Below are 23512 nucleotides of genomic sequence, written 5' to 3' on the forward strand. Positions count from 1 at the left end.
AGCTGGCTGAGGCGACAGTCAAAGTTTAAGCGCTACCCGCTCTAGGTAGCGGGGTCCTTGGCCGACACGTGCGGGCACTCGTAGGCAGCTTGAGCTGCAATTCGTACCAGATCCGACATGTGAGACTTTCGGTACTGCAGCGGACGCTGGGAACAGAAGAATGGAAACTGACAAGGGAAATATCCTCGTTTTGGCAACGGGTGGATCAATCGCGCAGACTTCTCCTAGTGATCCGACGTTGACTGGTGAGGCGTTGCTAGCGGACAATCCCGAACTAAGGGCAAAGTTCGGCGTTCTCGTAGAGCAGATCGCTCAGGTGTCTAGTCCCGACATCACAGCCGAACACTGGCTGGGACTGGCAAACCGTATCAACAAGGCTTTCACAGACGACAAAGTCCGCGGGATCGTTGTCATGCACGGGACCGACACACTCGAAGAGACCGCCTTTTTTCTCCATCTCGTTGTAAAAAGTGACAAACCGGTTGTCGTCGTCGGAGCCATGCGTCGACCCTATGCGCTCGGCGCAGATGGGGCGGCCAACCTTTATCACGGCGTCGCCCTTGCCGATTGCCCAGAGGCGAAGGGTAGAGGTGTCCTGGTCGTGCTGAATTCTGAAATTCACTCGGCGCGTGATGTCACCAAGACCACCATCAATCTCGATGCTTTCAAGTCACCTGGTTGCGGGCCCCTCGGCCAAATGGTGAATGGGCGGCCGATCTTTTATCGGAAATCGGAACGCAGCCATACGCTCTGGAGCGCTTTCGCATCGGATTTGCGTCGCTTGCCGAGCGTTGCGATTGTCTACAGCTACGCCGGCGTGACGCCTGATATACTCCAGGCGGTTGCGGCGTCCGCATATGAAGGCATCGTCTGGGCTGGAACGGGTAGCGGAAGCCTTCCTAAGGCAATCGTCCCGACTGCCAGAGCGGTTGTGAAGAACGGGTTGGCGTTTGTCCGGTCCTCGCGCGTGAGCTGCAGTTATATCCGGCGCAACGATGAGGTTGACGACGATGCGCTTGGATTCGTCACCGCAGATACTCTCAATCCGCAAAAGGCCCGCGTCCTGTTGATGCTTTCCCTGAACCAGACAACCGACCCGGTGAAGATCCAAAGCTTTTTCGACACCCACTAGACCCAAACGTTACGTCAATGAAGTGAAACGGCCCTGCATGCATGCGAGCCCTGCCGGGTCGAAGGTGCACTTCATCCGCGAGCAAAGGAGACTAATATATGTCACTGAAGGAACAGTCTTCCGCTGCGCATCTGCCGGAACCAAAGCGGCTGCTTGTCGAAAGCGTTTTGAGTTACGCGGACGGCAATTTAGACGCGAGTGTAGATCGGCTGTTTGAGTTGTTGCGCATACCATCTGTGTCATGCGATCCGCTTTTTGCCCGGCAGTGCCAAGAGGCGGCGTCGTGGCTAGCAACTGAGTTGGCGGACATTGGATTTGACGCGTCTGTTCGGCCGACAGCCGGCCATCCGGTCGTCATCGCTCACCAAAAACAAGCAATGGGTCCTCACGTCTTATTCTACGGCCACTATGACGTTCAACCAGTTGAGCCGCTTGATAAATGGGAAGCAGATCCTTTTGATCCGCAGCTCAAGGTGCAGCCTAATGGAGATACCCAGATCATCGCCCGTGGTGCCTCGGACGACAAAGGCCAGCTTCTGACCTTCGTCGAAGCGTGCCGCGCATGGAAAGCCGTTACGGGAGGTCTGCCTGTCAGCGTGTCCATGTTCTTCGAAGGAGAGGAAGAGAGCGGCAGTCCCAGCATGGATGAATTCCTGGATCAGGTCGGTGATGAGCTGCGCGCAGACACCATGCTGCTTTGCGACACCTATCTATGGAATGACGCAATTCCGGCAGTCACCGTGATGTTTCRCGGCCTGCTCGAAGGAGAAATCGAGATCGCCTGTGCCAATCGCGATTTGCATTCGGGAGCTTACGGCAATGCTGCTCGCAATCCGATACAAGTCTTGGCCGGATTGATCGCTAGCTTGCGAGACGACAGCGGGGCAGTGGCGGTCGAGGGATTTTATGACGACGTCCAGGAACCAGATGAAGACCTCAAGTCCGAGCTAAAAAAACTCGATTTTGATGCCGATAGGTTTTTGCAGAATGTCGGCCTTTCACAGTCTGCCGGCGATCAGGCATATTCAGCCCTGGAGCAGATTTGGACGCGGCCGTCCTGCGAAATCAATGGCATCGCCGGTGGCTATCATGGCGATGGGTTGAAAACGATCATCCCTTCGAAGGCCGTGGCCAAGATATCCTTCCGGCTGGTCGCAGGCCAGGATCCAGAAAAGATCCAGGCGAATTTCCAAGAGCATATCCGCGCCAGGCTGCCGGCCGACTGTACTGCGAAGTTCACCGCATTTGGTGGCAGCAAAGCATCGGTCATCYCCTCGAAAAGTGAATTTCTTCGACGTGCCCGTGCGGCTTTGAGAGATGAATGGAATTGTGAGTCCGTGCTGATTGGCAGCGGAGGATCGATCCCAATCGTGAGTGTCATGCAGAACCGATTTGGTCTGGCTTCCCTGCCGATTGGCTTCGCGCGCTCCGACAATCGTCACCACAGCCCGAACGAAAAGTACGATCTCTCCAGTTTTCACAAGGGGATTCGGACATGGATCAGGGTCCTGGCCGAGCTTTCTGGTTGCGAAGACAATGGGTCGGAACGCTAGATGCAAATTCGCGCGCTGCGGATAAACCAGCTTAGTAGACTTAGAACAGCGTGGCGCTTCTGCGGCAGATGAGCTGACTGCCCAAGAGACGAGCGGAGTGTGAAATGAATAGCAAGGCGGCTCAAGGTTTGGACCATTTGGGGCCCTTCCTCTCAAAACAACATCCTGAGTTCCTGAAAATTTTCGAAGCGGTCAATGCGCTGCCGATCGATGACGCACATTGCCATCTGGTCACCGATCGTGAACCCTCCATGACGTCGACGCGGTTTCTGGAGCGCATGTCCTTGGCGGCTATGGACACTGTGCCTGCATATTTCCCCGCAGGGGTCTACGAGAAGTGGCTCAGTGGCGATGAAGCCACACGGCATGACCTCAACAAGAAGTTCGGTATCCAGGAAAAGATCGACGGGATCATTGGGGACGTTTCTCAAAGCATCTTTGTCAAATTTGTTGTGAAGGAGATGGCGCAATTTCTGAGCTGCGAACCACGTATCGAAGCCGTTATGGAAGCCAGGAACGCTCGCACCAAAAATTACTGGGGCTACGTCAGCACTCTACTCCAGGACGTCGGATACGAAAACGTCATGGTGGATACCGGCTATTGTGAAGGCGCATCGGTGGAGGAGATCAATCGATATGACGATGGGATTCGACCTTGCCGAATGAACAGGCTTGCCCGCATCGAGATGGTCCAAAAAGAGCTCTTTCCTCTGGAAATTCCGTTCGACGAGTATGAGCAGCGTTACATCGCTCGCCTGCTGGAACTCCTGGACGGCAAAGGAAATTACGGCAAGAAATCCTATGGGATGAAATCCTATCTTCTTCCCTACATCGGATTGATCGAACCTCTTCACGACAGGGAAACGGCTCGGGCATCCTGGGAGGCGCTGAGGGCGTCCTATCACGAGATTCCGAAGATGGACCGCCAGTCCGAATACAATTTGTCCAAGGATCTGCGTCGATACAATTTCACGCTTGCTCTTGAAGAATGCCTCAAGCGGGACATGCCCATGCAGATCCATACCGGCGATGGTGAGGCACCATCAGTCATCCTGCGTAACCAAGACCCGTTTTATCTTGAGGAAGTCTGCCGGTTTGATCGCGACGGGGTGATGCGCATGCCGAAGATTATTCCGCTTCACGCTGGCTATCCCTCTGTTGGCAAAGCCGCCTGGCTCAGCCACCTTTATCCGAACTGCTACTTCGAACTCTCGATCATGACACCGTTTGTGCACCAGAATTTGTTTCAACGGTATATGCAAGTGATGGAGGTCGTGCCGCTGTCGAAGATCCTGTATGCCAGCGACGCGTTTCATGTTCCTGAGCTTTATTGGCTGGCCGGCCGCTGGGGTAAGCGCTACCTGGCGAAGGCGCTCACCGAGTATGTCGTTGGCGGAAGCCTGGACGTCGAGGAAGCAATCGAGGGCGCGAGAATGATTCTTTATAAGAACAACCGGTCATTGTACAAACTCGACTAGGCTTCCGAACACCCGTCTGATCATGTCAGAGCGCTAGCTGCGGTCGCCATTCCAAGGTCACGGTGGCTTGAGAGACCAGTGCTTCAGCCCGGGCCCTGCGAAAGGCGCAAGCCGGGAACGCGGTCTTTGAAAGCGCACTTCTCGGGCACCTATCATTTGTCGTCTTCTGGAGAAAAATCGCTGTTGGCCTCAAGTATCGTCTCGGACAGCAATTTGGCTGCCCGAACCAACGGTTCGCGGAAGTGCTGGAGGTCGTCAAAGCTGACGCGCGCAACTGGAACGGATACGCCGAGGCAGGCGATTAATGTACCGCCGGGCGCAAGGATTGGGACGGCGCAACCAACCACCCCCTTGACAAACTCCTCATTGGTGCGAGCCCATCCTCTTTTGCGTGTCTCCTCCAAAACTGTCAGAAGGGTATCGGGATCGGTTATCGTCTGGTCAGTATGCTGCTCCAGGTGCAATGACCGAACGAGCTTTTCGCGGGCCCTCGCAGGAAGCGTGCTCAAGTAAATCTTGCCGGTGGACGTGCAGTGAAGTGGAGCACTGTGACCAGGATCAAATTGCAGGCTTTGCGGGGCCTTCACCCGAACGCTGTCAACGTAGACAACGGCATTGTTGCGCACTATCCCTATCTCGCATTGCTCGCCGATTTCAGCAGCGACGTTTTGTAGAACGGCATGCCGGCGGGCTGTTCGGAAGGCTGATCCGATCGTTTTGCCCGCTAGCACGACAAGGTTGTTTCCCACGACAAACCGCTTGGTTCCCGCGGCCCGCTGAAGCAGCCCGCGCGATTCGAGGTTGCCGATCAACCGGTGAGCGGTCGGCAGCGGCAGGTCGAGATTCTTGGCAATGTCTGCTGCCGTCACAGCCTTGATCTGTGTTGCGACGAAATCGAGAATTGCGAACGCCCGATCGAGTGGGCCGTCACCAGTGATGTTGTCGCTCATTGCCAATTCACCCCACGGCAGCCGGCTCAATAAATGGATAAAATAATTTCGAAAATCGAGCATAGCAGCGGTGGGTAGGATTGGGAATTCCCGATGAGAGTTGGCGCCGTCACTTCGAAGCGGGAATTGGCCGATCCTATCTGCCTTCAAGTCTTCGTGACAACGGGTCCGGGGAGCCGTCAAACGACAGCGCCGTTTCGTGACCATTTTCGTTGGGCAATCTCTCCGAGCAGGGCGCAGACTTTGAGTATCACCCGATCGAGCATAGAGGCGCTCGGCTGCCCTTCGCTCCAGAATTGCCGTCAGGCGAGGATGCTCCATTGGCCTGGCCAGTTCTGCGATCGCGGACTCTGCAGGTGGGGAGAAGGGTCGATGCCGGATCTATTCCAAACCATATATAATTATCAAATATCGGAATAAATAAAATCAAATAACGATATTACGATAGACCGGCACGCCTTTTTGAATATGCTCCGACAATCGCTGCCGGCATTGGCAGCGCGAGGCGCCGAGGGGGCAGTTTGGTCTCCGCCCGGATATGGAAGTGGCTCGCTCCGCCAGCAGCGTGGGCGGCCAGTCGGAGATCTAGATGACGCAATACTATGATGTTGAGGCGGTGAGGAAGTTATTCCCTGTCGTCGAGAAAATGACCTATCTCGACTCTGGCTTCCAGGCGCCAATGTCGACACCCGTGAAGCAAGCCCTCGAATTTTTTGTCAACGAAAGCTACGAGACAGCCGGCCCAAAGTCCGTATGGCTCGAGCGCATGGAGGCCACGCGGTCAAAGCTCGCGACGCTCCTCAACGCGACTGCAGAAGAGATCGCTTTTACCAAGAATACGTCCGAGGCAATGAACATTGCCGCAAATGCATTGCCGCTGAAGGCCGGCGATAACGTCCTGATGATCCATGGAGATCACCCGAACAATGCATACGCGTTCTTGAACCTCAAGAAGAAGGGCATTGAAATTCGCTTCATTGAGATGACGGACATCATCAACGGCGAAAACTTCCGCTCCCAGATTGATGCAAATACCAAAGCCATCTCGATGTCGTACGTGACCTTTCATGCCGGACACCGCTTCGACATCGAAAGCGTAGGCAGGCTGTGCAAGGAGAGAAATCTCTATTTCATTATCGATATCATGCAGGCGGTCGGCATCGTTCCGATCGATGCAAAGAAGGTGGGCGCAACCTTCGTCRGATGCGGTACGCACAAAGGGCTCCTCGTCCCGCAAGGTTTGGGCCTTCTTTATTGGGATCGCGCGCGAACCGAGTTGGAGCCGGCCTATCTCGCGGCAATCAGTCTCGACAATCCTCCTTCCGACTTCATCGCGCGCCCGAACGATTTGGCCGTAGCGGCAACCGCCGCGAGATTTGAAATCGGAAACTTCAACTTGCCGGCCATCCACGCCCTGGACGCCGCTCTCGATCTGATTGCCAAAATCGGGATCGACAACATTCAAGCGCACTGTTTTGATCTGGGTGACAGGCTCATCGCCGGGCTCGATGCGCTCAATGTCGAGCTGGTGGGCCCCCGCGATCGCTCTCTTCGGGCGCCTCATATCTATGTGGCTGCACTCCCGGCAGATCAATGGATGGACTACTTCGCGTCAGCCGATGTGCGTGTCTCGCCAGAGCGCGACGGGATTCGGATCTCGTTCGGGATGTTCAACAATGCTTCGGACGTTGATCGCCTCCTGGAGGTGATCAGAGCTCGAAGCCGGACAACCGGCCAGCCGCCCAGGGCGGCCTAGTGTTCTCCGGTCCGTGGCGCTTGGACGGAGGGCTGCTTCAGTCCCTTCGCAAACAGGCAGCCACGGAAGCTTGATGAATTGCCTGTTCCAGCGGTCCGCACCGAGGAGAGACACATTTGACCAGCGCCCCACAGGTTGAACGGATCGAGAGAGATTCACTTGGCCCGGTCAGTATTCCAGCGGCAGCCTATTATGGGCCGCAGACAGCGCGAGGGATCGCCAATTTTCCAATCTCAGGCATAGCAATCAATCATTTTCCGAACTTCATCCGGGCGCTGGCCTACGTGAAGATGGCGGCAGCGCGAGCAAACGCCAAACTCGGTGACCTCGACGCAGGCAAAGCCGATGTGATTTGCCAGGTATGCGAAGAACTCATTGTCGGCAAACATCTTGGAGAGTTCCCTCTCGACGTGTTCCAGGGCGGTGCAGGCACATCGACCAACATGAACGTCAACGAGGTGATTGCAAACCGCGGCCTTGAGATCATGGGGCTGCCACGGGGCCGGTATGACGAGCTACACCCCAATAACCATGTGAACTTCGCCCAGTCGACGAACGACGTCTACCCGACCGCGATCCGGGTAGCGATCCTGCTCTCGCAGGGGACGTTGCAACGTGCCTTGGACCAGCTCGCCAGCGACCTGGAAGAGAAGGCGCAGCAGTTCTCAAGCGTCATTAAGCTTGGCAGAACACAGCTACAAGACGCAGTTCCCATGACCTTGGGGCAAGAGTTCCAGGCGTTCGCCACCACATTGCGCGAGGATGTCGCACGCCTCGGTGAAATCGGCGCGTTTTTCCACGAAGTGAACCTCGGAGGAACTGCGATTGGAACCGGCATCAACACAAACCCCGACTATCAAGCCGAAGCGGTCGCCGAGCTGCGCTCGATTTGCGGACTGCCGATCATGGCGGCCGGCAATCTGATCGAGGCCTGCTGGGATACCGGCGCCTTTGTCCTTTTCTCGGGAATGTTGAAGCGAACTGCCACGAAGCTTTCGAAGATTTGCAACGACCTGCGGCTGCTCTCCAGTGGTCCGCGTGGCGGCCTCAACGAGATCAATCTCCCGGCCCTCCAGCCAGGTTCGTCAATCATGCCCGGCAAGGTCAATCCCGTGGTTCCGGAAGTCGTCAACCAGGTTGCCTTCCAGATCATTGGCTATGACCTCACGATCACGCTTGCCTCTGAAGCGGGGCAGCTGCAGCTCAATGTCATGGAGCCGGTTATTGCCTACAACATCCTGCATTCACTTGAGCTTCTGACCAATGCCATCGACGTGCTCCGGACGAAGTGCGTGACGGGTATTACAGCCAATGCCGAGACATGCCGCAAACATCTCGAAGCCAGCACTGCGGTCGCAACCGCGCTAACGCCAACGATCGGGTATGAGCGCGCTGCGGAACTGGCCAAGCAGGTGTTGGCGTCCGGCAAGACGATCCGCGAGGTCCTCGCCGAGCAGCCAGACCTTTCGGAGGATCTTATAGCACAAACCGCTGATCCGCACCTTTTGACGCGCCCAACGCGGTCTCGCATGGCGTCGTGACCGTGCCGCTGATCGCCTATGCGGCAGAGCCTGCATCGAGACGAATTGGATTCGAGGAGCCTTTATGAAGAGCAGAGCAGCAGTTGCGTGGAATGCCAATAAGCCTCTCTCCATCGAGACCATAGAGATCGGCGGGCCCAGAGCCGGCGAGGTCTTGGTCGAAGTCATGGCCACCGGCGTCTGCCACACGGATGCCTACACGCTTTCCGGCCTCGATTCCGAAGGAAGATTTCCAGCCATTCTAGGTCACGAGGGTGCCGGCATCGTTCGAGATGTCGGCGCCGGAGTCACGACGCTGAAGCCAGGCGATCACGTGATCCCGCTCTACACGCCAGAGTGCCGCCAGTGCAAAACCTGTCTTTCGCAGCGGTCCAATCTCTGCACGTCCATTCGAGCCACGCAGGGCCTGGGGCTGATGCCTGACAAGACGACACGGTTTTCCTGCGATAGCGGGGAGATTTTCCACTACATGGGCTGCTCGACCTTTTCCAATTACACGGTCTTGCCCGAAATTGCGCTTGCCAAGGTCCGCGACGACGCGCCCTTCGACAAGATTTGCTACATCGGCTGCGGCGTCACGACCGGCATCGGAGCGGTAATCTACACCGCGAAGGTGAGGCCCGGATCGAGCGTCGTGGTCTTCGGCCTCGGCGGCATCGGTCTCAATGTCATCCAGGGTGCACGCATGGTTGGCGCCGACAAGATTGTCGGTGTCGATGTGAACCCTGCCAAGGCTGAAATTGCCCGGAAATTCGGCATGACCGATTTCATCAATCCCAAAGAGGTCGGCAACGACAAGGTCGTACAAGCCATCCAGGATCTAACCGACGGCGGCGCGGATTACTCGTTTGATGCGACCGGCAACGTTGAAGTTATGCGTCAGGCCCTTGAGTGCTGTCATCGCGGATGGGGTGAATCCATCATCATTGGCGTTGCGGAAGCCGGCAAGGAGATTTCCACGCGCCCGTTCCAACTCGTCACAGGCCGCGTTTGGAAAGGCACTGCCTTCGGCGGGGCTCGCGGACGCACAGATGTTCCGAAGATCGTCGATTGGTACATGGAGGGCAAGATCAACATCGATGATCTCATCACGCACACAATGGCCTTGGAACAAATCAACACGGCATTCGATCTTATGCACGAGGGCAAATCGATCCGTTCGGTGATTGTCTATTAAAAATGGGAACAGACTGCACTTTGCAGCAAGCAGGAGGAAAATATGAGCACTCGACTTCTTCACCCGTCTTTCCAAAATGGCGTCCGCAAAGGGAGCAGCGAAAACGCTGGTGGGATTCTCACCTGCAAATGTTCCGACAGGCCTGTGAAAGTAAAAGTGTCAGGCGGTATTGCTCATAACCACGCTTGCGGATGTACCAAATGCTGGAAGCCAGAGGGTGCTGCATTCTCGGTCGTTGCGGTCGCACCGAGCGAGAACGTCTCCGTAATCGAGAACAATGACAAACTGGTTGTCGTTGATCGTTCAGCGCTAATCCAGCGCCACGCATGTGGTGCGTGCGGCACGCACATGCATGGTCCGGTTGAGCGCGAGCATGCCTTCCAGGGCTTGTCGTTCATCCACCCTGAACTGTTGGACAATAACAGCTGGCCCGAGCCAGGGTTCGCCGCCTTTGTGTCTTCCATCATCGAAGGTGGCGTCGATCCATCGGAAATGGAAGGGATCCGTGCCACATTCAAAGATCTCGGCCTGGAGCCTTATGACTGCCTCTCTCCGGCTCTCATGGACTATCTCGCCACCTGGACGGCGAAGAAAAACGGGCTTCTTCACCAGTGAGAAGGCTGTGGAGTGCGCAGATGGCCGACGGCCTCTGCGCACTCCCGGCGCCCATTGTTATCGGCGCAAACTTCCCCGAAAGCGTGTTCCACGCCGCTGGCCCAACCTCGGCTGAATACACACCGGTTCGATGGTAATCGGAGACCTTATGATGAGCTCGATAGTCCCCCAGCTGCCGGTAAGCCCGTACAAATTCTATAGGCCTGACGCACGGTTGATAGAGATTGCCGCAAGAAGTGCGCTGCTCCTTGATTACTGGGACGCTCCGCTTGCCGACGCTGCTACCGATGGTGCTGAGTTCGGCTTCCGCGATGAGGTCTATTGGTTTTATAAAAGCGCAAGGCCAATTACCAAGCCGCAGAGGGGCGCAGCCGATCTGTTAGAGCGCCGTGATAGCAGCGTCCTGAGACTGCCTGGTGGCTTTGCGATGGAGTGCACACTTTCCATGGGAGCTGCGGGCGACCTGATACAAGCGGAAGGCCTTGAACGGTCAAAAAATGTGCTGTTCTCGAATGTAGCCGACGTGCTTTTCGACAGAGATCTCTCTTTCGCAAACTATGAATCCRTGGTCGCGCAGGACGATGCGGTCAACGAAGCTCTGGGGGATGGCCGCTCATTTACGATGTGCTGCACAAAAGAGCAGTATTTGACGTTGACTCGCCACAAAGACAAACGTTTCACTGTTCTGAATACTGCAAACAATCATACCTTTGATCTCGATCTCGCCGGTTTGGAAACGACACAGAAGCTGCTCGAGCAAGATGGGATCGTCAATATTGGTACACCGCAGTCTGTTGACGAGTACGGTCGCGGCACCATTTTGACCATCAAGGGTATCAAGATCGGTTTCGTTTCTGCCGCGTTCGGTATCCGGAAATTCCAACTGCCGCCCGACCAAAGGCATCGCATTCACGTTGCCAAGCTCTGCTCCAAATATGTCGCCCCCGAGCTAGAGCTCTTGAAGCGCCAAATCGCGGATTGCAAAATGCCGGGCTGCGATTTCATTGTGGGCTCGCTTCACTGGGGTTGGGAATTCGAATTCTTCCCCCGAGAGAGCCAGATTGAAGCCGCCCATGCACTGGTCGAGGCGGGAGTGGATCTTATTTTAGGTCATCATCCACATGTAATCCAACCGCTTGAGTTTTACCGCACGAAACGTGATCCAAATCGGATTGCCGTGATCGCCTATTCACTTGGGAGCACCACTTTCGGATGGTTCACTGCTCCGCACATGATGTTGAGTTTGCTGTTGAACCTCGAGCTATCGAAGGGCTTTCTGGATGGCGCGCCGCGCACCTATATCTCGGCCGCAAAGCCAATTCCGGTGTTCAGGCATCCTTTCATGCAGAACGGTCAGTTACTTATGCGCCTCGAGAAGCTCGCCGACCACGTCGCTGCCAGAGGCAGGATGGCGCCTTCTGTAGGGAAAATGGGCGAATACGCGAAGCTCGTCTTGGGAAACTCATACGCGCCATAGTCTCTTACCGCTGTTATCGGTTCGCCGCCCAGGTAGAAGAAAGTTAGCGCAGGAACAGAAAATTCTTTCCAGAATGGCGGCCTTTGAACATGACAAACTCCCGGAAAAAGGACCAAGTGTCATACAGCAAAAGACCTTTCCGAAAAGTCAGAACCCGCTCAGGCGGTCTTGGCCTTCCTCTAGCTCAAAGCGGCCAGCAGCGCCTCCGCTGCCTCGCTCGATGATGCCGGGTTCTGACCGGTGATGAGCCCGCGATCGACTACTGTGTGCACGCCCCAGTCCTTGACCTTGGAGAAGACCGCGTCGAGGTCGATCAGTTCGTCCTCGACCAAGAACGGCACGACATTCGTGAGACCGACAGCCTCTTCCTCCCTATTGGTGAAGCCGGTGACGTAGCGTCCCTGAACAAAAGGGGTGCCGTCGGGATTGGTCACGCGACGCAGCACGCCCGGTGCATGGCAGACGAGAGCGATTGGCTTGCCGGCTGCGATGAAGGATTCGATCAGCTTGATCGAATTCGGATCCTCGGCCAGATCCCACAAAGGGCCATGGCCGCCGGTGTAGAAGACCGTATCGAAGTCCCTCTGGTCGACGCTGTCGAGGCGCACAGTTTCGGCGAGCTGCGCCTTGGCAAGCTCGTCAGCGCTGAAGCGCCGCGTAAGGTCGGTCTGGAACATCGGCTCGTCGCTCTTCGGGTCGAGAGGCGGCTGGCCGCCCTTCGGCGAGGCGAGGGTGATCTGGGCGCCGGCATCCTTGAAGACGTAGTAGGGCGCTGCCAGCTCTTCGAGCCAGAAGCCGGTCTTCTTGCCGGTGTTACCGAGAGTGTCGTGGGAGGTGAGTACCATCAGGATTTTCATCGTCGGATACTTTCGGAGGATGCCGCGCCGTGAGGCGCCGTGGCCGGTTGATTCGGAGCTCGATCAGCTGCATCGGCGTGTCGATGAGCTCACAATGGCACCCATATTTCAGAAATTTCCGGTTCTGTCGCAAAACTTTTCGGAAAGGTCATTTGCTGCATGATCAAGCGCCGCATTCTATGCAGGCAAGAAGCGACCGTCGGCTTGCTCGCAGATTGGCGGTTGTCATGGCCACGGCGATGGCGACGTTCATCGCCCAAGTCTTCAACCATGACCACTTTTCACCACCGTCAGCAGAACTTGCGCGGCTTCATAAAGCAATGTCCGCATCATGGCGTCACCGCATAGAGAAACACGCCCGACGCGATTATCCTCGCCTGAATGATTTAAACGCGGCGTCAATCCGAGAGATGGACCCACGGCCTTCGAATTCCTGAAGCGAGCAGGAATGTCGACTGTGGAGTTGAGGGCCAGCGCAACGACCGGGTCGACACATGGCTCGGTCATCAACCGCCTGCAAACGGCGTTACCCTTCACGATCGACGACAGTTTTTCATGCAGCACCGTGAACTGCGAAGCTTCAGTCGGGCGGCGACCAACGCCTCCATGATGTCGCGCAATTGCGCAACGTCGCTGGAAAGCTCGCCGCGCTTGACGTCCAACCCCGCTCTCATGTCCGGCTTTCTTGGATCAGGCCATAGCCTTCCACGATCAACCCGCAAGGGGTTCGCTACGCAAGCGTGCGACCTCTTCGGTTTCGCCTTCGAGGTGACCGCGGCCATGCCCTGAACACGACGGGCGCCTGTCGAGCGGGGATGGACCCCGCCCAAGGACGGGAGCCAAACCATGTCGCACAATCTCACCCTCGCTCAGAACCACGCCTTCAGCCTCGCGCAGACCCTGATGGTTCCGGTCACTCTCTTTCAGGTCGAGGGCGAGTTCGGCGTCATGGTGTCGAGCGAATATGACGGCGACGATGGCACGGTGATCCACGAATACGATCCCTACGAGCACCGCCCGGCTCACTGAGCCGGGACCTTTGCCTGCCACTTGCGCCCGACAGGGCGCAAGGGAAGCTTCGCCGCGGGCAGACCGACGGAATTGTCGGGCTGTCAGCCGCGCCCTTGCACCCCTCGGCCTTCGCGGCCGGGCGATGGCCTCCCTGGCATGAAGAGGGAAGAAAATCCTTATCAAAGAGAGGGCCGAACGCTGCTTGGTGGCCGTCGGTTGAGGTGAGACATGGAAAAGAGAGATATCGCGATCCTGCGGGAGCAGGTTTCTTGTGCCGTCGTGCTTGAGCGTCGGGGCTGGAAGGTCGATGCGAAACAAAGCACCCGCCGCGCCGTCAAATATCGGCGCGGCGAAGGCGAGATTGTCATCGTAATCCATGAGGGGAAAGGATGGTTCGACCCGCTGTCGGAAGCGAAGGGCGATGTGTTCTCACTGGTCGACCATCTCGACGATATGGGGTTTGCGGAGGCGCTTGATCATGTCGGCGGCCTTGTCGGATGTGTTCCGTCCGAGCTGGAGTGGGAGCGGCGGGCATCACGATCGGAAAGCCAGCAACCACTCGCAGCGCGTTGGATGCGCCGTCCACCACCTGGGCCTGGCTCCCCGACTTGGCACTATCTCAGTACGTTGCGACGGATCCCGAACCCCATCCTGGTCGAGGCGAGCCGCCAGAACCTGCTGCGGGAGGGACCGTACGGGAGCATGTGGGCCGCGCATATGGACGCTTCCGGTGAGGTGATTGGCTGGGAGCAACGCGGCGCCGACTGGAGGGGGTTTGCGGCCGGCGGAGCCAAGGAGTTGTTCCGTCTCGGTACCGAACACCCCAAACGGCTCTGTGTCACCGAGGCTGCGATCGACGCGATGAGCCTCGCCGCAATCGAAGGTCTGCGGCGGGACACGCTCTATGTCAGCACCGGGGGTGGGTGGGCGCCGGCGGCTGATGCGGCGATCCGCGGCTTCGCCAAGCGCCCAGGTCTCCTTCTCGTGGCGGCGACCGATGCCAATGCTCAGGGCGACGCCTACGGCGAGCGCATTCGCCTTATCGCGGAAGCGGTGGAGGGTCGGCATCAGCGGTTGCGACCGAACAAGGTGGATTGGAACGAGGAACTAACGGGATGAGGAACGAGAAAGGATGAGGGAAAGTAAAAATCCCTGCCGCATGCCCGGCCGGCGCGTCAAGGCAGGCTTCGCTCGGCTAGCGCCGACCCTTGACCCGTCGGTCTGGGATGGCGGCGGCGGGGAGGTGTGACGAGAAGGTCTGAGGTGATGGCGGTATCAAGAGATCGGCCGCGCCTTAGCCGCCCGGGCAATAAGGAGCCGCCATGCACCCCCCACTTCCTTCCGCAAGATATTCCAGGGCGCGGCAACGCGTCAGGAGATGTTCAGCCTGTTTGATCGCCACGCGCAGGCACCCATGGACGAGGACCGCGTGTCCGGCCGGCTTCATGCCGGTGAGTGGTTCGAGATCGGCGAGGCAGAACACGACTGCATGCTGAACATCTTGCCTCCGCTCTTCATGCGCGACGGCATGTTCGCCATGTCCGAGTATCTGACGGACCGCATCACCAGCATCTTTGTCGCTCTTGTCATCGACGGCAGGGAGCGCTGGTTCCACGGTTATTGCGATCTCGGCGAAAAGGGATCGCCCGATCGACTGCGCGCGGCGATCATCGAACGGGAGACGCGTGCCGGACAGGCCATGACGCGCGAGGAACCCCTCGAGCATATCTGGAGCAGCACCCACCCAGACTATCGCGGCTACGCCGACCAAAGCTGGCCGGTGGCCCTCCGCGCCAAGCGGACGATCCTCGTTTACGTCGGGCGCCAGGTCACCGAACTGAAGCTGCTTGAGCATCTCGACGAGAACGAGATTGCTGCCAAGCTGCCCGTGCATTTGCGGCATCTGCCCGAGCCGATTGCCGCCTGAGCGTTATCCCACCCCTGATCCTGCGAAGCCCAGCCCGCGCTGGGCTTCCGCATTTCCAGACTGACGATCCTGTCCAGCCAAACCCGTCAAGCCGTCCCTGCCGCAGCGCGCCGATGACACAAGGTCTGCGGTCACGGGCGCGCGCCAACAGCTCAAGGAGCACCTGCCATGTCCCATGATCCGTTCACTCTCGACCTATTCGGCGACACCTGCCTACCCTCCGACCTTGGCATTGGCGTGAGCGCTTTTCCCGCCCCGTTCGATGCCGACCCGTCCGTCGAAAGGGCGGAAGATCAACTTCCCGCCGCGCCTAGCCACCCCTCGACAATGACGAAACCGGCACCCCTGGCAGACAGGGCTGAGAACTTCCGTCTCGTCGGTAGCCGTGGCCTGGCGTCGTCATGGCGCGAGCGTGCCCGTGACAATATCGCTGCGATCCGGCTCGCGGCCAGGATTGAGCAGGAAAAGCGCCCCGCCACATCTGGCGAGCAGGCGGAGCTGATCCGCTTCACCGGTTTCGGTGCGAGCGAACTCGCCACTGGCGTGTTCCGCCGGCCAGGCGAGGACGGGTTCAGCAAGGGCTGGGAAGAGATCGGCGCGGAACTGGAAGAGGCCGTTACCGGGCCTGACTACGCCTCGCTTGGCCGGTGCACCCAGTACGCCCATTTCACGCCGGAGTTCATCGTGCGCGCCGTTTGGGCCGGCCTGCAGCGTCTTGGCTGGCGTGGTGGCCGTGTGCTGGAGCCCGGCGTCGGTACGGGGCTGTTCCCGGCGTTGATGCCAGAGGGCCTGCCTGTGGCCAGCCAAGTGACGGGGATCGAGATTGATCCGGTCACAGCGCGCATCGCCAGGTTGTTGCAGCCGCGGGCACGTATCCTCAATCGGGATTTTGCACGTGTAAACCTGCCGCGAAACTTCGATCTCGCCATCGGCAATCCGCCGTTCTCGGACCGGACGGTTCGCAGCGATCCGGCCTTCCGATCACTGTCACTACACCTGCACGACTTCTTCATCGCTAAATCCATCGATCGACTTAAGCCAGGTGGGCTCGCAGCCTTCGTCACGTCGAGCGGAACGATGGACAAAGCCAATGCCAGCGCCCGCAAACACATCGCCGGCATGGCCGATTTGATCGGCGCGATTCGCTTGCCAGATGGCAGCTTCCGTGCCGATGCCGGAACCGACGTCGTGGTCGACATACTGTTCTTCCGCAAGCGTCACGACGGCGAGGTTGCCGGTGACGATGCCTGGCTCAACCTGGCCGAGGTCAGCCCGGCGAGCGCGGAGGAGGGGGCGATCCGCGTAAATCGCTGGTTCGAGGAGCATCCCGACCTGGTGCTAGGCGAACATGCGACGGGGTCGGGTCCCTTTGGCGAGGCCTACTCCTGCTTGTCACGTGCTGACGTGACACTCGAAACAGCGCTGTTGACGGCGATCGGCCTCCTTCCGGAAGGCCGCTACGACGGCGAACCCGAGACCGTCGATCCTGTATCCGACGAGGACATTGCTGAATTCGTGCGCACCGGCACGGCCGCCGAGGGCGTCGCAATCCGCGAGGGCAGCTACTTCGTCGGGAAGAACACAGCGCTGATGCAGATGGTCGACAGCCAGGCCGTTCCTGTCAACGTCAAGAAGGGTAGGGGAGCGGAGGGCGTCCTCGCCAGGCACGCGCGCATCATCCGCAAGCTGATCCCGATCCGCGACGCGGTACGGGGGGTGCTGAAACTTCAGGAACGTGACCAGCCGTGGAAGCCGGCGCAGGTCCGCTTGCGCATCGCATGGTCGAGCTTTGTGCGCGAGTTTGGTCCGATCAATTTCACGACCGTCTCGGCGACCGAAGACGCGCAGACCGGCGAAGTCCGCGAGGCACATCGGCGGCCGAACCTCCAGCCCTTCCTCGACGACCCAGATTGCTGGCTGGTCGCCTCGATCGAGGACTATGATCTCGACACCAATACAGCCAAGCCTGGTCCGATCTTTTCCGAACGCGTGATCGCGCCGCCACCTGCGCCGGTCATCACGTCTGCCCTCGACGCGCTTGCTGTTGTGCTGAACGAGCGCGGCCATGTCGATCCCGATCATATCGCCGAGCTTTTGCACCGCGATGCCGGTGATGTCATCGATGAACTCGGCGAGGCCATTTACCGCGATCCGGCGAACGGCGCCTGGCAGACCGCGGACGCCTATCTCTCTGGCGCGGTTCGTTCGAAGTTAGCGACGGCCGAGGCAGCTGCTGCGCTCGATCCCACCTTCGCGCGCAATGTCGAGGCGCTACGCCGAGTCCAGCCGGCTGACCTTCGGCCGTCCGACATAACGGCGCGGCTTGGCGCACCTTGGATCCCCGCCGCTGATATCGTCGTCTTCGTCAAGGAGACGATGGGCGCTGACATCACCATCCATCACACACCTGAACTCGCGTGCTGGACTGTGAACGCCCGCCAGCTTGAATGGAGCGCCGCCGGCACCACAGAGTGGGGCACGCACCGCCGCCATGCCGGGCAACTTCTTTCCGACGCACTCAATTCGTCGATCCCACAGATTTTCGACACGGTGAAGGAGGGAGATGCCGAGCGCCGCATCCTCAACACCGTTGAGACAGAAGGCGCGAAAGAGAAACTCGGCAAGATCAAGACGGCATTCCAGTCCTGGGTCTGGTCGGATCCGGATCGCACCGACCGGCTGGCGCGGCTCTATAACGATATCTTCAACAACATCGTGCCCCGACACTTCAACGGCGATCATCTCCAGCTTCCAGGCGCCTCAGGCGCCTTTTCTCTTTATAGGCACCAGAAGCGGGTGATCTGGCGGATCATCGCGTCGGGGGCCACCTATGTCGCCCACGCTGTGGGCGCCGGCAAGACGCTCTCAATCGCGGCAGCGATCATGGAACAGCGCCGCCTCGGCCTGGTGAACAAGGTTATGCTCGTCGTGCCTGGTCATTGCCTGGCGCAGGCCGCGCGGGAATTCCTGGCGCTTTATCCGAGCGCTCGCATCCTCGTGGCGGATGAGACGAACTTCGTGAAGGAGAAGCGGCATCGGTTCCTGTCGCGGGCAGCACTAGGTGCCTGGGACGCGATCATCATCACGCACTCGGCGTTCAAGTTCATCCCGGTGCCGTCTGCCTTCGAGCAGCAGAAGATCCACGACGAGTTGGAGGCCTATGAGGATTTGCTGACCAAGGTTGATCGTGAAGACAAGCTCTCGCGCAAGCGCATCGAGCGCATGAAGGAAGGCCATCAGGCCCGGCTAGACGCGCTTGGTTGCCGCAAGGACGATCTTCTGACGATTGCCGAAATAGGCATCGATCAGGTGATCGTCGACGAGGCGCAGGAGTTCCGGAAGCTCTCCTTCGCGACCAACATGACATCGCTGCGCGGCGTCGATCCGAACGGTTCGCAGCGCGCCTGGGACCTCTATGTCAAGTCCCGTTTCATCGAAATGAAGAATCCGGGCCGGGCGCTCGTGCTCGCCTCCGGAACGCCGATCACCAACACGCTGGGCGAGATGTTCACCGTGCAGCGGCTGATGGACCATGCCGCCCTTGCCAAGCGCGGCTTGCAAGAGTTCGACGCCTGGGCCTCGACCTTCGGCGACACCTCGACCGAACTGGAGCTTCAGCCGTCGGGCAAATACAAGCCGGTCACACGCTTCGCGCAGTTCGTCAACGTGCCCGAGCTGATCGCCCTGTTTCGCTCCTTCGCGGACGTGGTGCAGCCGGCCGATCTGCGGGCCTATGTGAAGGTGCCGGAGATCGCTGGCGGTAAGCGCCAGATCATCACGGCCGAACCAACCGCGGCCTTCAAGGCCTACCAGAAGCAGCTCGACGGCCGTATAAAGGCGATCGAGAAGCGCGACGGCCCGCCCGAACCGGGTGACGACATCTTGCTCTCCGTTATCATGGACGGCCGTCATGCCGCGATCGACCTGCGTCTCGTCGACGCCGGCATCGGCAATGAGGAGGCGAACAAGCTCAATGCCCTGATCCAGAACACTTTCCGGATCTGGCAGGAAACAAGCGAGACCACCTATCGCCGCAAGGACGGCATGCCCTTCGACAAACCGGGCGCTGGCCAGCTCGTCTTTTCGGATCTCGGCACGATTTCCGTCGAGACCTCGCGCGGCTTCTCCGCCTATCGATGGATCAGGGACGAACTGGTGCGCTTCGGGGTGCCGGCTTCCGAAATCGCCTACATGCAGGATTTTAAGAAATCCCAGGCCAAGCAGCGGCTTTTCAACGACTTCAACGCCGGCAAGGTCCGTGTCCTTATCGGATCGTCCGAGACCATGGGCACCGGCGTCAACGTGCAGGCGCGCCTAAAGGCGCTGCATCATCTCGACGTGCCATGGCTGCCCTCCCAGATCGAGCAGCGCGAGGGACGTATTGTTCGCCAGGGCAACCAGCATGACGAGGTCGGCCTCTTCGCCTACGCCACTCTTGGCTCGCTGGACGCCACGATGTGGCAAAACAACGAGCGCAAGGCGCGCTTCATTACAGCCGCACTCTCGGGCGATACCAGCATTCGTCGCCTCGAAGACATTGGCGAGGGCCAGGCGAACCAGTTCGCCATGGCGAAAGCGATCGCATCGGGCGATCCACGCCTGATGCAGAAGGCGGGGCTTGAGGCCGAGATCGCGCGCCTCGACCGGTTGCGTGCCGCCCATGTCGACGATCAGCATGCCATTCGTCGCCGGATCCGTGACGCCGAGCACGAGATAAGCCTGTCGACACGGCGCATCGGAGAGATCGGTCAGGATATCGAGCGCCTGATTCCGACACATGGCGATGGTTTCCGAATGACCGTCGCCGGTGACGCGTTCGCCGCGCGCAAATTCGCCGGCCGTGCCCTGATGAAGGAAATTCTGGCCCTGGTACAACTCCAGTATGAGGGTGAGCGGGCCATCGCCTCGATCGGTGGCTTCGATCTGGCGTTCGCCGGCGAACGCTTAGGCAAGGATCGCTTCGGCTATACCACCATGCTGAAGCTCACCGGCGCGGAGCATGAGGTTGAGCTTCCTGTTGCGACCACGCCCCTTGGCGCGATCGCCAGGCTCGAGCACGCACTTTCGATTTTCGATGGCGAGCGGGACAATTATGCACGCCGTCTGGCGGATTCTCGCGGGCGGCTTGCCGCCTATCAGCCGCGCGTTGGCGAGGCTTTCGCCTTTGCCGCCGAACTCAAGCTCAAGCGCCAGTTGGTCGCCGAGATCGAGGCCGATCTTGCCGCCGACGCCGAGAGTGGCGGGCAATCGACCATGGACAAAAAGGGGGAGGAGGACGGCCAGATTGCGGCCTGAGAAAAGACGAGAAGGAAATCTTTCCTCGCAGCGTGATCGAGCCGGTGACGCTCACGCTCAACCGCGCGTCTCGCGATCCCGGCCGCGTCGCCCTTCGCAGGGCTGTGAGCCCCTCTTGGGCGCCGGACAGGGATGCTCGCCCGCAATTGCACCGGCCCGATCGCGCTGCGCGGTGGGGGATGTCTTCGAGAAGAAGACGGAAAAGGACCATTGGCTAGGCCTGGTCCATAACCCCGGAAATGGAGAAGCATCCCATGGAACTCATGATGGTCGATCCGCGTGCGCTGAAGGAGAACCCCGACAAGACGCGCCGGACGAAATCCACCCCTCAATCCGATGCGTTGCTACTGGCGACGATCAAGGCCGTCGGCATCATCCAGCCACCGATCATCCTGCCCGAGCAGGGCGGCGGCAACGGCTACACCATCCATTTCGGCCATCGCCGCGTTGCACAGGCGATCGCCGCCGATCTTGCGGAGATACAGGTACTCGTTGCCAACCCCGACGAAGACCACGACGCCATGCGAGCGCTCATCGAAAACGTCGCCCGCGATCCGCTTAACCCGGTAGATCTGTGGCGTTCGATCGAACGCCTCGTCGCGCTCGGATGGACCGAGGAATCCATCGCGCTTGCGCTTGCGCTGCCAGTGCGACAGATCCGCAAGCTGCGCTTGCTCGCCAACGTCCTGCCCGCCATGCTCGACCAGATGGCGAAGGGTGATATGCCGACCGAGCAGAATCTACGCATCATCGCAGCCGCGAGCCAGGGAGAACAGTCCGAGGTCTGGAAGAGATACAAGCCGAAGAAGGCCGATCCCACGGTCTATTGGCATGAAGTTGCCCGGGCACTCACCAAAACGCGACTGTTGGCGAAGCACGCGAGCTTTGGCGAAGATCTCGCCCAGGCTTACGGCATCGTGTGGCAGGAGGATCTGTTCGCACCGGCCGATGAGGACAGCCGGTTCACGACTGATGTTGCAGCGTTCTACGGCGCGCAGCAGGAATGGCTGGCCAACAATCTGCCCAAGCGTGGTTCGATGGTCGAACTGAGCGACTATGGCCAGCCGAAGCTCCCCGCGAAGGCCGAGCGGGTCTATGGGAAGCCTGGTAAAGGCGACCATACCGCCTGGTACATCGACGGCCGGTCTGGTGAAGTACAGTCGATTGCCTACCGCATCCCGGAGACGAAGAAGGCAAAGGACAAGACGGGTTCCAGCAGCGTCGCTGCTGTGGCAACGCAGAGATCGGACGTGACCCGCAAGGGCATGGAGATGATCGGCGATCTTCGCACCGATGCGCTCCATGAGGCGTTCGCCCGTGCGCCGATCGAGGACGACACACTGATGGCTTTGCTCGTTCTGGCGTTCGCCGGCATGAACGTGTCCATCGCCAGCGGCTCCTCCGACAATCCGTACGCACACGCAAACTGCAACGCACACGCCGCGCGGTTGATCGGCGAGGACGGCAAGCTCAACCCCGACCGGGAAACGCTGCAGCAAGTCGTGCGCTCGGTGCTGATCGACGTGTTGTCGTGCCGGGAAAATCGGTCTGCCAGCGGCATCGTCGCGCGCATCGCCGGCGAGGCTATCGGCGCGGACGCGTTTCTGCCGAATATGGGTACGGATGATTTCCTCTCTTGCCTATCGCGCGCAGCACTTGAGACTTCGCTGAAGGGCACGCCGCTCGCGGCGCGCAATCGCGTGAAGGACACGCGCGCGGCCCTGGTCGAGCATTTCGCGGAAGGCCGCTTTGTTCATCCAGCGGCTCTGTTCGCGCCTAAGCTGGAGGCGATCACCGACTGGGTGGCGAAGCACTCGGCGTCCGACGCCGGCGACGCGCTCGACGATGGCGCGGCGCGAGAGCTCGACGAACTGGATGGCGACCAGTCGGACGCCACGGCGCGGGACTGTCACGGCGATGACGATGCCGGCGAGCCCACTAAGGACGAATACGCGATCGCAGCCGAATAGGGGCGGTAACCCTTCCTTCCGAAAGATCTCCGCCGCCGGCAGAAATGTTGGCGGCGGTTCCGTTTCAACCATGAGCAAAAGGAGGACTAAAATGTCCGCTCAACTGATTCACGATATCGCGCCGCTCGGCTCGCTCGTCCGCTATAGCGACGGCACGCCACAGCCGCCTCAGCGTTTCAAGCGGAAGCTCGCCGCCTGGGAGAACAAGAACGGCAGCGGCCGCCTGGTCCGCAAGGTCCCGGCGTGCCAGACGGCGAGCTATGCGCTTCCCGCCAGCATCACGCTTCATAAGGGCGACTTTGCCAGCGGCGGCGTCATCGTCATGGTGGTGCATCAGACCTTTTGCGTCACCAGCGCGCTGAAGTTCGAACTCGTCGAGCGTCCCGCCCTGGGCTCGGTGCGCGTTCTCAGTCGCACCGGCGACGATGCCGAACTGTTGCACCTCGCCGCCGATCATGCTGGTGCGGAGGGCTGGCTCGCGGTCCACCGGCATCTCGGCGCAATTCTGGAAGAGGTCACGGCCGACGAGGTCGTGGCCGATATCGTCGAGGGGAGGGCAGCGGCATGAGCGCGGCTCTCCCGAATGCTGTTGCAGAGATGCAGGAGGCCTCTCGATTTCCGGGGAATCTCGACCACGGCGTAACCGAGAGGCGGTGGGAGCATGCGGCTTGGGCGCCCATTCCGGTCAGGGCTATTTCTCATGCGACCATTCCACGCCGGTCGTCCCCTCGGGTTTGCTGCGGTCTGAACCGGACGGCGGGACGGTCCAAGGC

The 23512-nt window shown here is 59.4% G+C and carries 18 protein-coding genes; 14 read left to right on the top strand and 4 right to left on the bottom strand.

Annotated elements, in window-relative coordinates; translation table 11 throughout:
* The first annotated feature begins 160 nt into the window (after positions 1-160).
* From AC1DXN_RS26565 to AC1DXN_RS26575, 3 genes are all read left to right on the top strand, one after another.
* Positions 161-1132 (top strand): asparaginase, encoded by a 972-nt coding sequence (locus AC1DXN_RS26565; protein WP_477276641.1) that lies wholly within the window; start codon positions 161-163, stop codon positions 1130-1132.
* Positions 1133-1230: 98 nt separating this feature from the next.
* Positions 1231-2685 (top strand): M20/M25/M40 family metallo-hydrolase, encoded by a 1455-nt coding sequence (locus tag AC1DXN_RS26570; protein WP_477421725.1) that lies wholly within the window; start codon positions 1231-1233, stop codon positions 2683-2685.
* Between the two features lie 104 nt (positions 2686-2789).
* Positions 2790-4163 (top strand): amidohydrolase family protein, encoded by a 1374-nt coding sequence (locus tag AC1DXN_RS26575; RefSeq protein ID WP_477276637.1) that lies wholly within the window; start codon positions 2790-2792, stop codon positions 4161-4163.
* A gap of 152 nt (positions 4164-4315) precedes the next feature.
* On the opposite strand, the gene AC1DXN_RS26580 is transcribed toward AC1DXN_RS26575, so the two are convergent.
* On the bottom strand, positions 4316-5113 hold the full coding sequence (locus tag AC1DXN_RS26580) for an IclR family transcriptional regulator (protein WP_477276635.1): 798 nt from the start codon (positions 5111-5113) through the stop codon (positions 4316-4318).
* Positions 5114-5702: 589 nt separating this feature from the next.
* Here AC1DXN_RS26580 and AC1DXN_RS26585 point away from each other — a divergent pair.
* From AC1DXN_RS26585 to AC1DXN_RS26605, 5 genes are all read left to right on the top strand, one after another.
* Positions 5703-6869, top strand: coding sequence for an aminotransferase class V-fold PLP-dependent enzyme (locus tag AC1DXN_RS26585; RefSeq protein ID WP_477421727.1), 1167 nt, complete (start codon positions 5703-5705; stop codon positions 6867-6869).
* A 116-nt stretch (positions 6870-6985) separates the two neighbouring features.
* The gene (locus AC1DXN_RS26590) at positions 6986-8410 is read left to right on the top strand and encodes an aspartate ammonia-lyase (protein ID WP_477276631.1); all 1425 of its coding nucleotides are present in this window, start codon (positions 6986-6988) and stop codon (positions 8408-8410) included.
* A 64-nt stretch (positions 8411-8474) separates the two neighbouring features.
* Complete coding sequence (locus AC1DXN_RS26595) at positions 8475-9587, top strand: S-(hydroxymethyl)glutathione dehydrogenase/class III alcohol dehydrogenase (RefSeq protein WP_477276630.1); 1113 nt, start codon at positions 8475-8477, stop codon at positions 9585-9587.
* Between the two features lie 42 nt (positions 9588-9629).
* Positions 9630-10202, top strand: coding sequence for an S-(hydroxymethyl)glutathione synthase (gene gfa / locus AC1DXN_RS26600; protein ID WP_477421729.1), 573 nt, complete (start codon positions 9630-9632; stop codon positions 10200-10202).
* Positions 10203-10353: 151 nt separating this feature from the next.
* The gene (locus AC1DXN_RS26605) at positions 10354-11679 is read left to right on the top strand and encodes a CapA family protein (protein WP_477421731.1); all 1326 of its coding nucleotides are present in this window, start codon (positions 10354-10356) and stop codon (positions 11677-11679) included.
* A 179-nt stretch (positions 11680-11858) separates the two neighbouring features.
* Here AC1DXN_RS26605 and AC1DXN_RS26610 read toward each other — a convergent pair whose 3' ends face one another.
* The 3 genes from AC1DXN_RS26610 to AC1DXN_RS26620 form a co-directional block, all read right to left on the bottom strand.
* Positions 11859-12536: a type 1 glutamine amidotransferase domain-containing protein gene (locus AC1DXN_RS26610; RefSeq protein ID WP_477276624.1), complete on the bottom strand. Its 678-nt coding sequence runs from the start codon at positions 12534-12536 to the stop codon at positions 11859-11861.
* Positions 12537-12625: 89 nt separating this feature from the next.
* Positions 12626-12808, bottom strand: coding sequence for a hypothetical protein (locus AC1DXN_RS26615; RefSeq protein WP_477276622.1), 183 nt, complete (start codon positions 12806-12808; stop codon positions 12626-12628).
* Positions 12801-13100, bottom strand: coding sequence for a transposase (locus AC1DXN_RS26620; RefSeq protein ID WP_477276620.1), 300 nt, complete (start codon positions 13098-13100; stop codon positions 12801-12803). Before AC1DXN_RS26620 ends, AC1DXN_RS26615 begins: the two co-directional genes overlap by 8 nt.
* 282 nt (positions 13101-13382) lie before the next feature.
* Here AC1DXN_RS26620 and AC1DXN_RS26625 point away from each other — a divergent pair, with 282 nt between their 5' ends.
* From AC1DXN_RS26625 to AC1DXN_RS26650, 6 genes are all read left to right on the top strand, one after another.
* Positions 13383-13565 carry a hypothetical protein gene (locus AC1DXN_RS26625; RefSeq protein ID WP_477276619.1) on the top strand — a complete coding sequence of 61 codons (183 nt, stop codon included), beginning with the start codon at positions 13383-13385 and terminating at the stop codon, positions 13563-13565.
* Between the two features lie 210 nt (positions 13566-13775).
* A complete protein-coding gene (locus AC1DXN_RS26630) occupies positions 13776-14666 on the top strand; it encodes a DUF3991 domain-containing protein (RefSeq protein ID WP_477276617.1) in 891 nt (296 codons plus the stop codon).
* 190 nt (positions 14667-14856) lie between these two features.
* Positions 14857-15474, top strand: coding sequence for a DUF1419 domain-containing protein (locus AC1DXN_RS26635; RefSeq protein ID WP_477276705.1), 618 nt, complete (start codon positions 14857-14859; stop codon positions 15472-15474).
* 168 nt (positions 15475-15642) lie between these two features.
* On the top strand, positions 15643-20769 hold the full coding sequence (locus tag AC1DXN_RS26640) for a helicase-related protein (RefSeq protein WP_477276615.1): 5127 nt from the start codon (positions 15643-15645) through the stop codon (positions 20767-20769).
* 254 nt (positions 20770-21023) lie between these two features.
* Positions 21024-22739, top strand: a complete 1716-nt coding sequence (locus AC1DXN_RS26645; protein WP_477276613.1) for a ParB/RepB/Spo0J family partition protein — start codon at positions 21024-21026, stop codon at positions 22737-22739.
* A gap of 91 nt (positions 22740-22830) precedes the next feature.
* Entirely contained in the window at positions 22831-23307 is a 477-nt protein-coding gene (locus AC1DXN_RS26650; RefSeq protein ID WP_477276611.1) for a hypothetical protein, read from the top strand.
* Positions 23308-23512 lie beyond the last annotated feature (205 nt).

It is taken from the genome of Mesorhizobium sp. P2_H9, assembly GCF_056403215.1.

Excerpts from the sequence above, each read along its gene's own strand:
- AC1DXN_RS26565 (WP_477276641.1), top strand. The coding sequence starts at position 161 with ATGGAAACTGACAAGGGAAATATCCTCGTTTTGGCAACGGGTGGATCA.
- AC1DXN_RS26575 (WP_477276637.1), top strand. The coding sequence starts at position 2,790 with ATGAATAGCAAGGCGGCTCAAGGTTTGGACCATTTGGGGCCCTTCCTC.
- AC1DXN_RS26580 (WP_477276635.1), bottom strand. The coding sequence starts at position 5,113 with ATGAGCGACAACATCACTGGTGACGGCCCACTCGATCGGGCGTTCGCA.
- AC1DXN_RS26595 (WP_477276630.1), top strand. The coding sequence starts at position 8,475 with ATGAAGAGCAGAGCAGCAGTTGCGTGGAATGCCAATAAGCCTCTCTCC.
- gfa (WP_477421729.1), top strand. The coding sequence starts at position 9,630 with ATGAGCACTCGACTTCTTCACCCGTCTTTCCAAAATGGCGTCCGCAAA.
- AC1DXN_RS26610 (WP_477276624.1), bottom strand. The coding sequence starts at position 12,536 with ATGAAAATCCTGATGGTACTCACCTCCCACGACACTCTCGGTAACACC.
- AC1DXN_RS26615 (WP_477276622.1), bottom strand. The coding sequence starts at position 12,808 with ATGGTTGAAGACTTGGGCGATGAACGTCGCCATCGCCGTGGCCATGAC.
- AC1DXN_RS26625 (WP_477276619.1), top strand. The coding sequence starts at position 13,383 with ATGTCGCACAATCTCACCCTCGCTCAGAACCACGCCTTCAGCCTCGCG.
- AC1DXN_RS26630 (WP_477276617.1), top strand. The coding sequence starts at position 13,776 with ATGGAAAAGAGAGATATCGCGATCCTGCGGGAGCAGGTTTCTTGTGCC.
- AC1DXN_RS26640 (WP_477276615.1), top strand. The coding sequence starts at position 15,643 with ATGTCCCATGATCCGTTCACTCTCGACCTATTCGGCGACACCTGCCTA.
- AC1DXN_RS26645 (WP_477276613.1), top strand. The coding sequence starts at position 21,024 with ATGGAACTCATGATGGTCGATCCGCGTGCGCTGAAGGAGAACCCCGAC.
- AC1DXN_RS26650 (WP_477276611.1), top strand. The coding sequence starts at position 22,831 with ATGTCCGCTCAACTGATTCACGATATCGCGCCGCTCGGCTCGCTCGTC.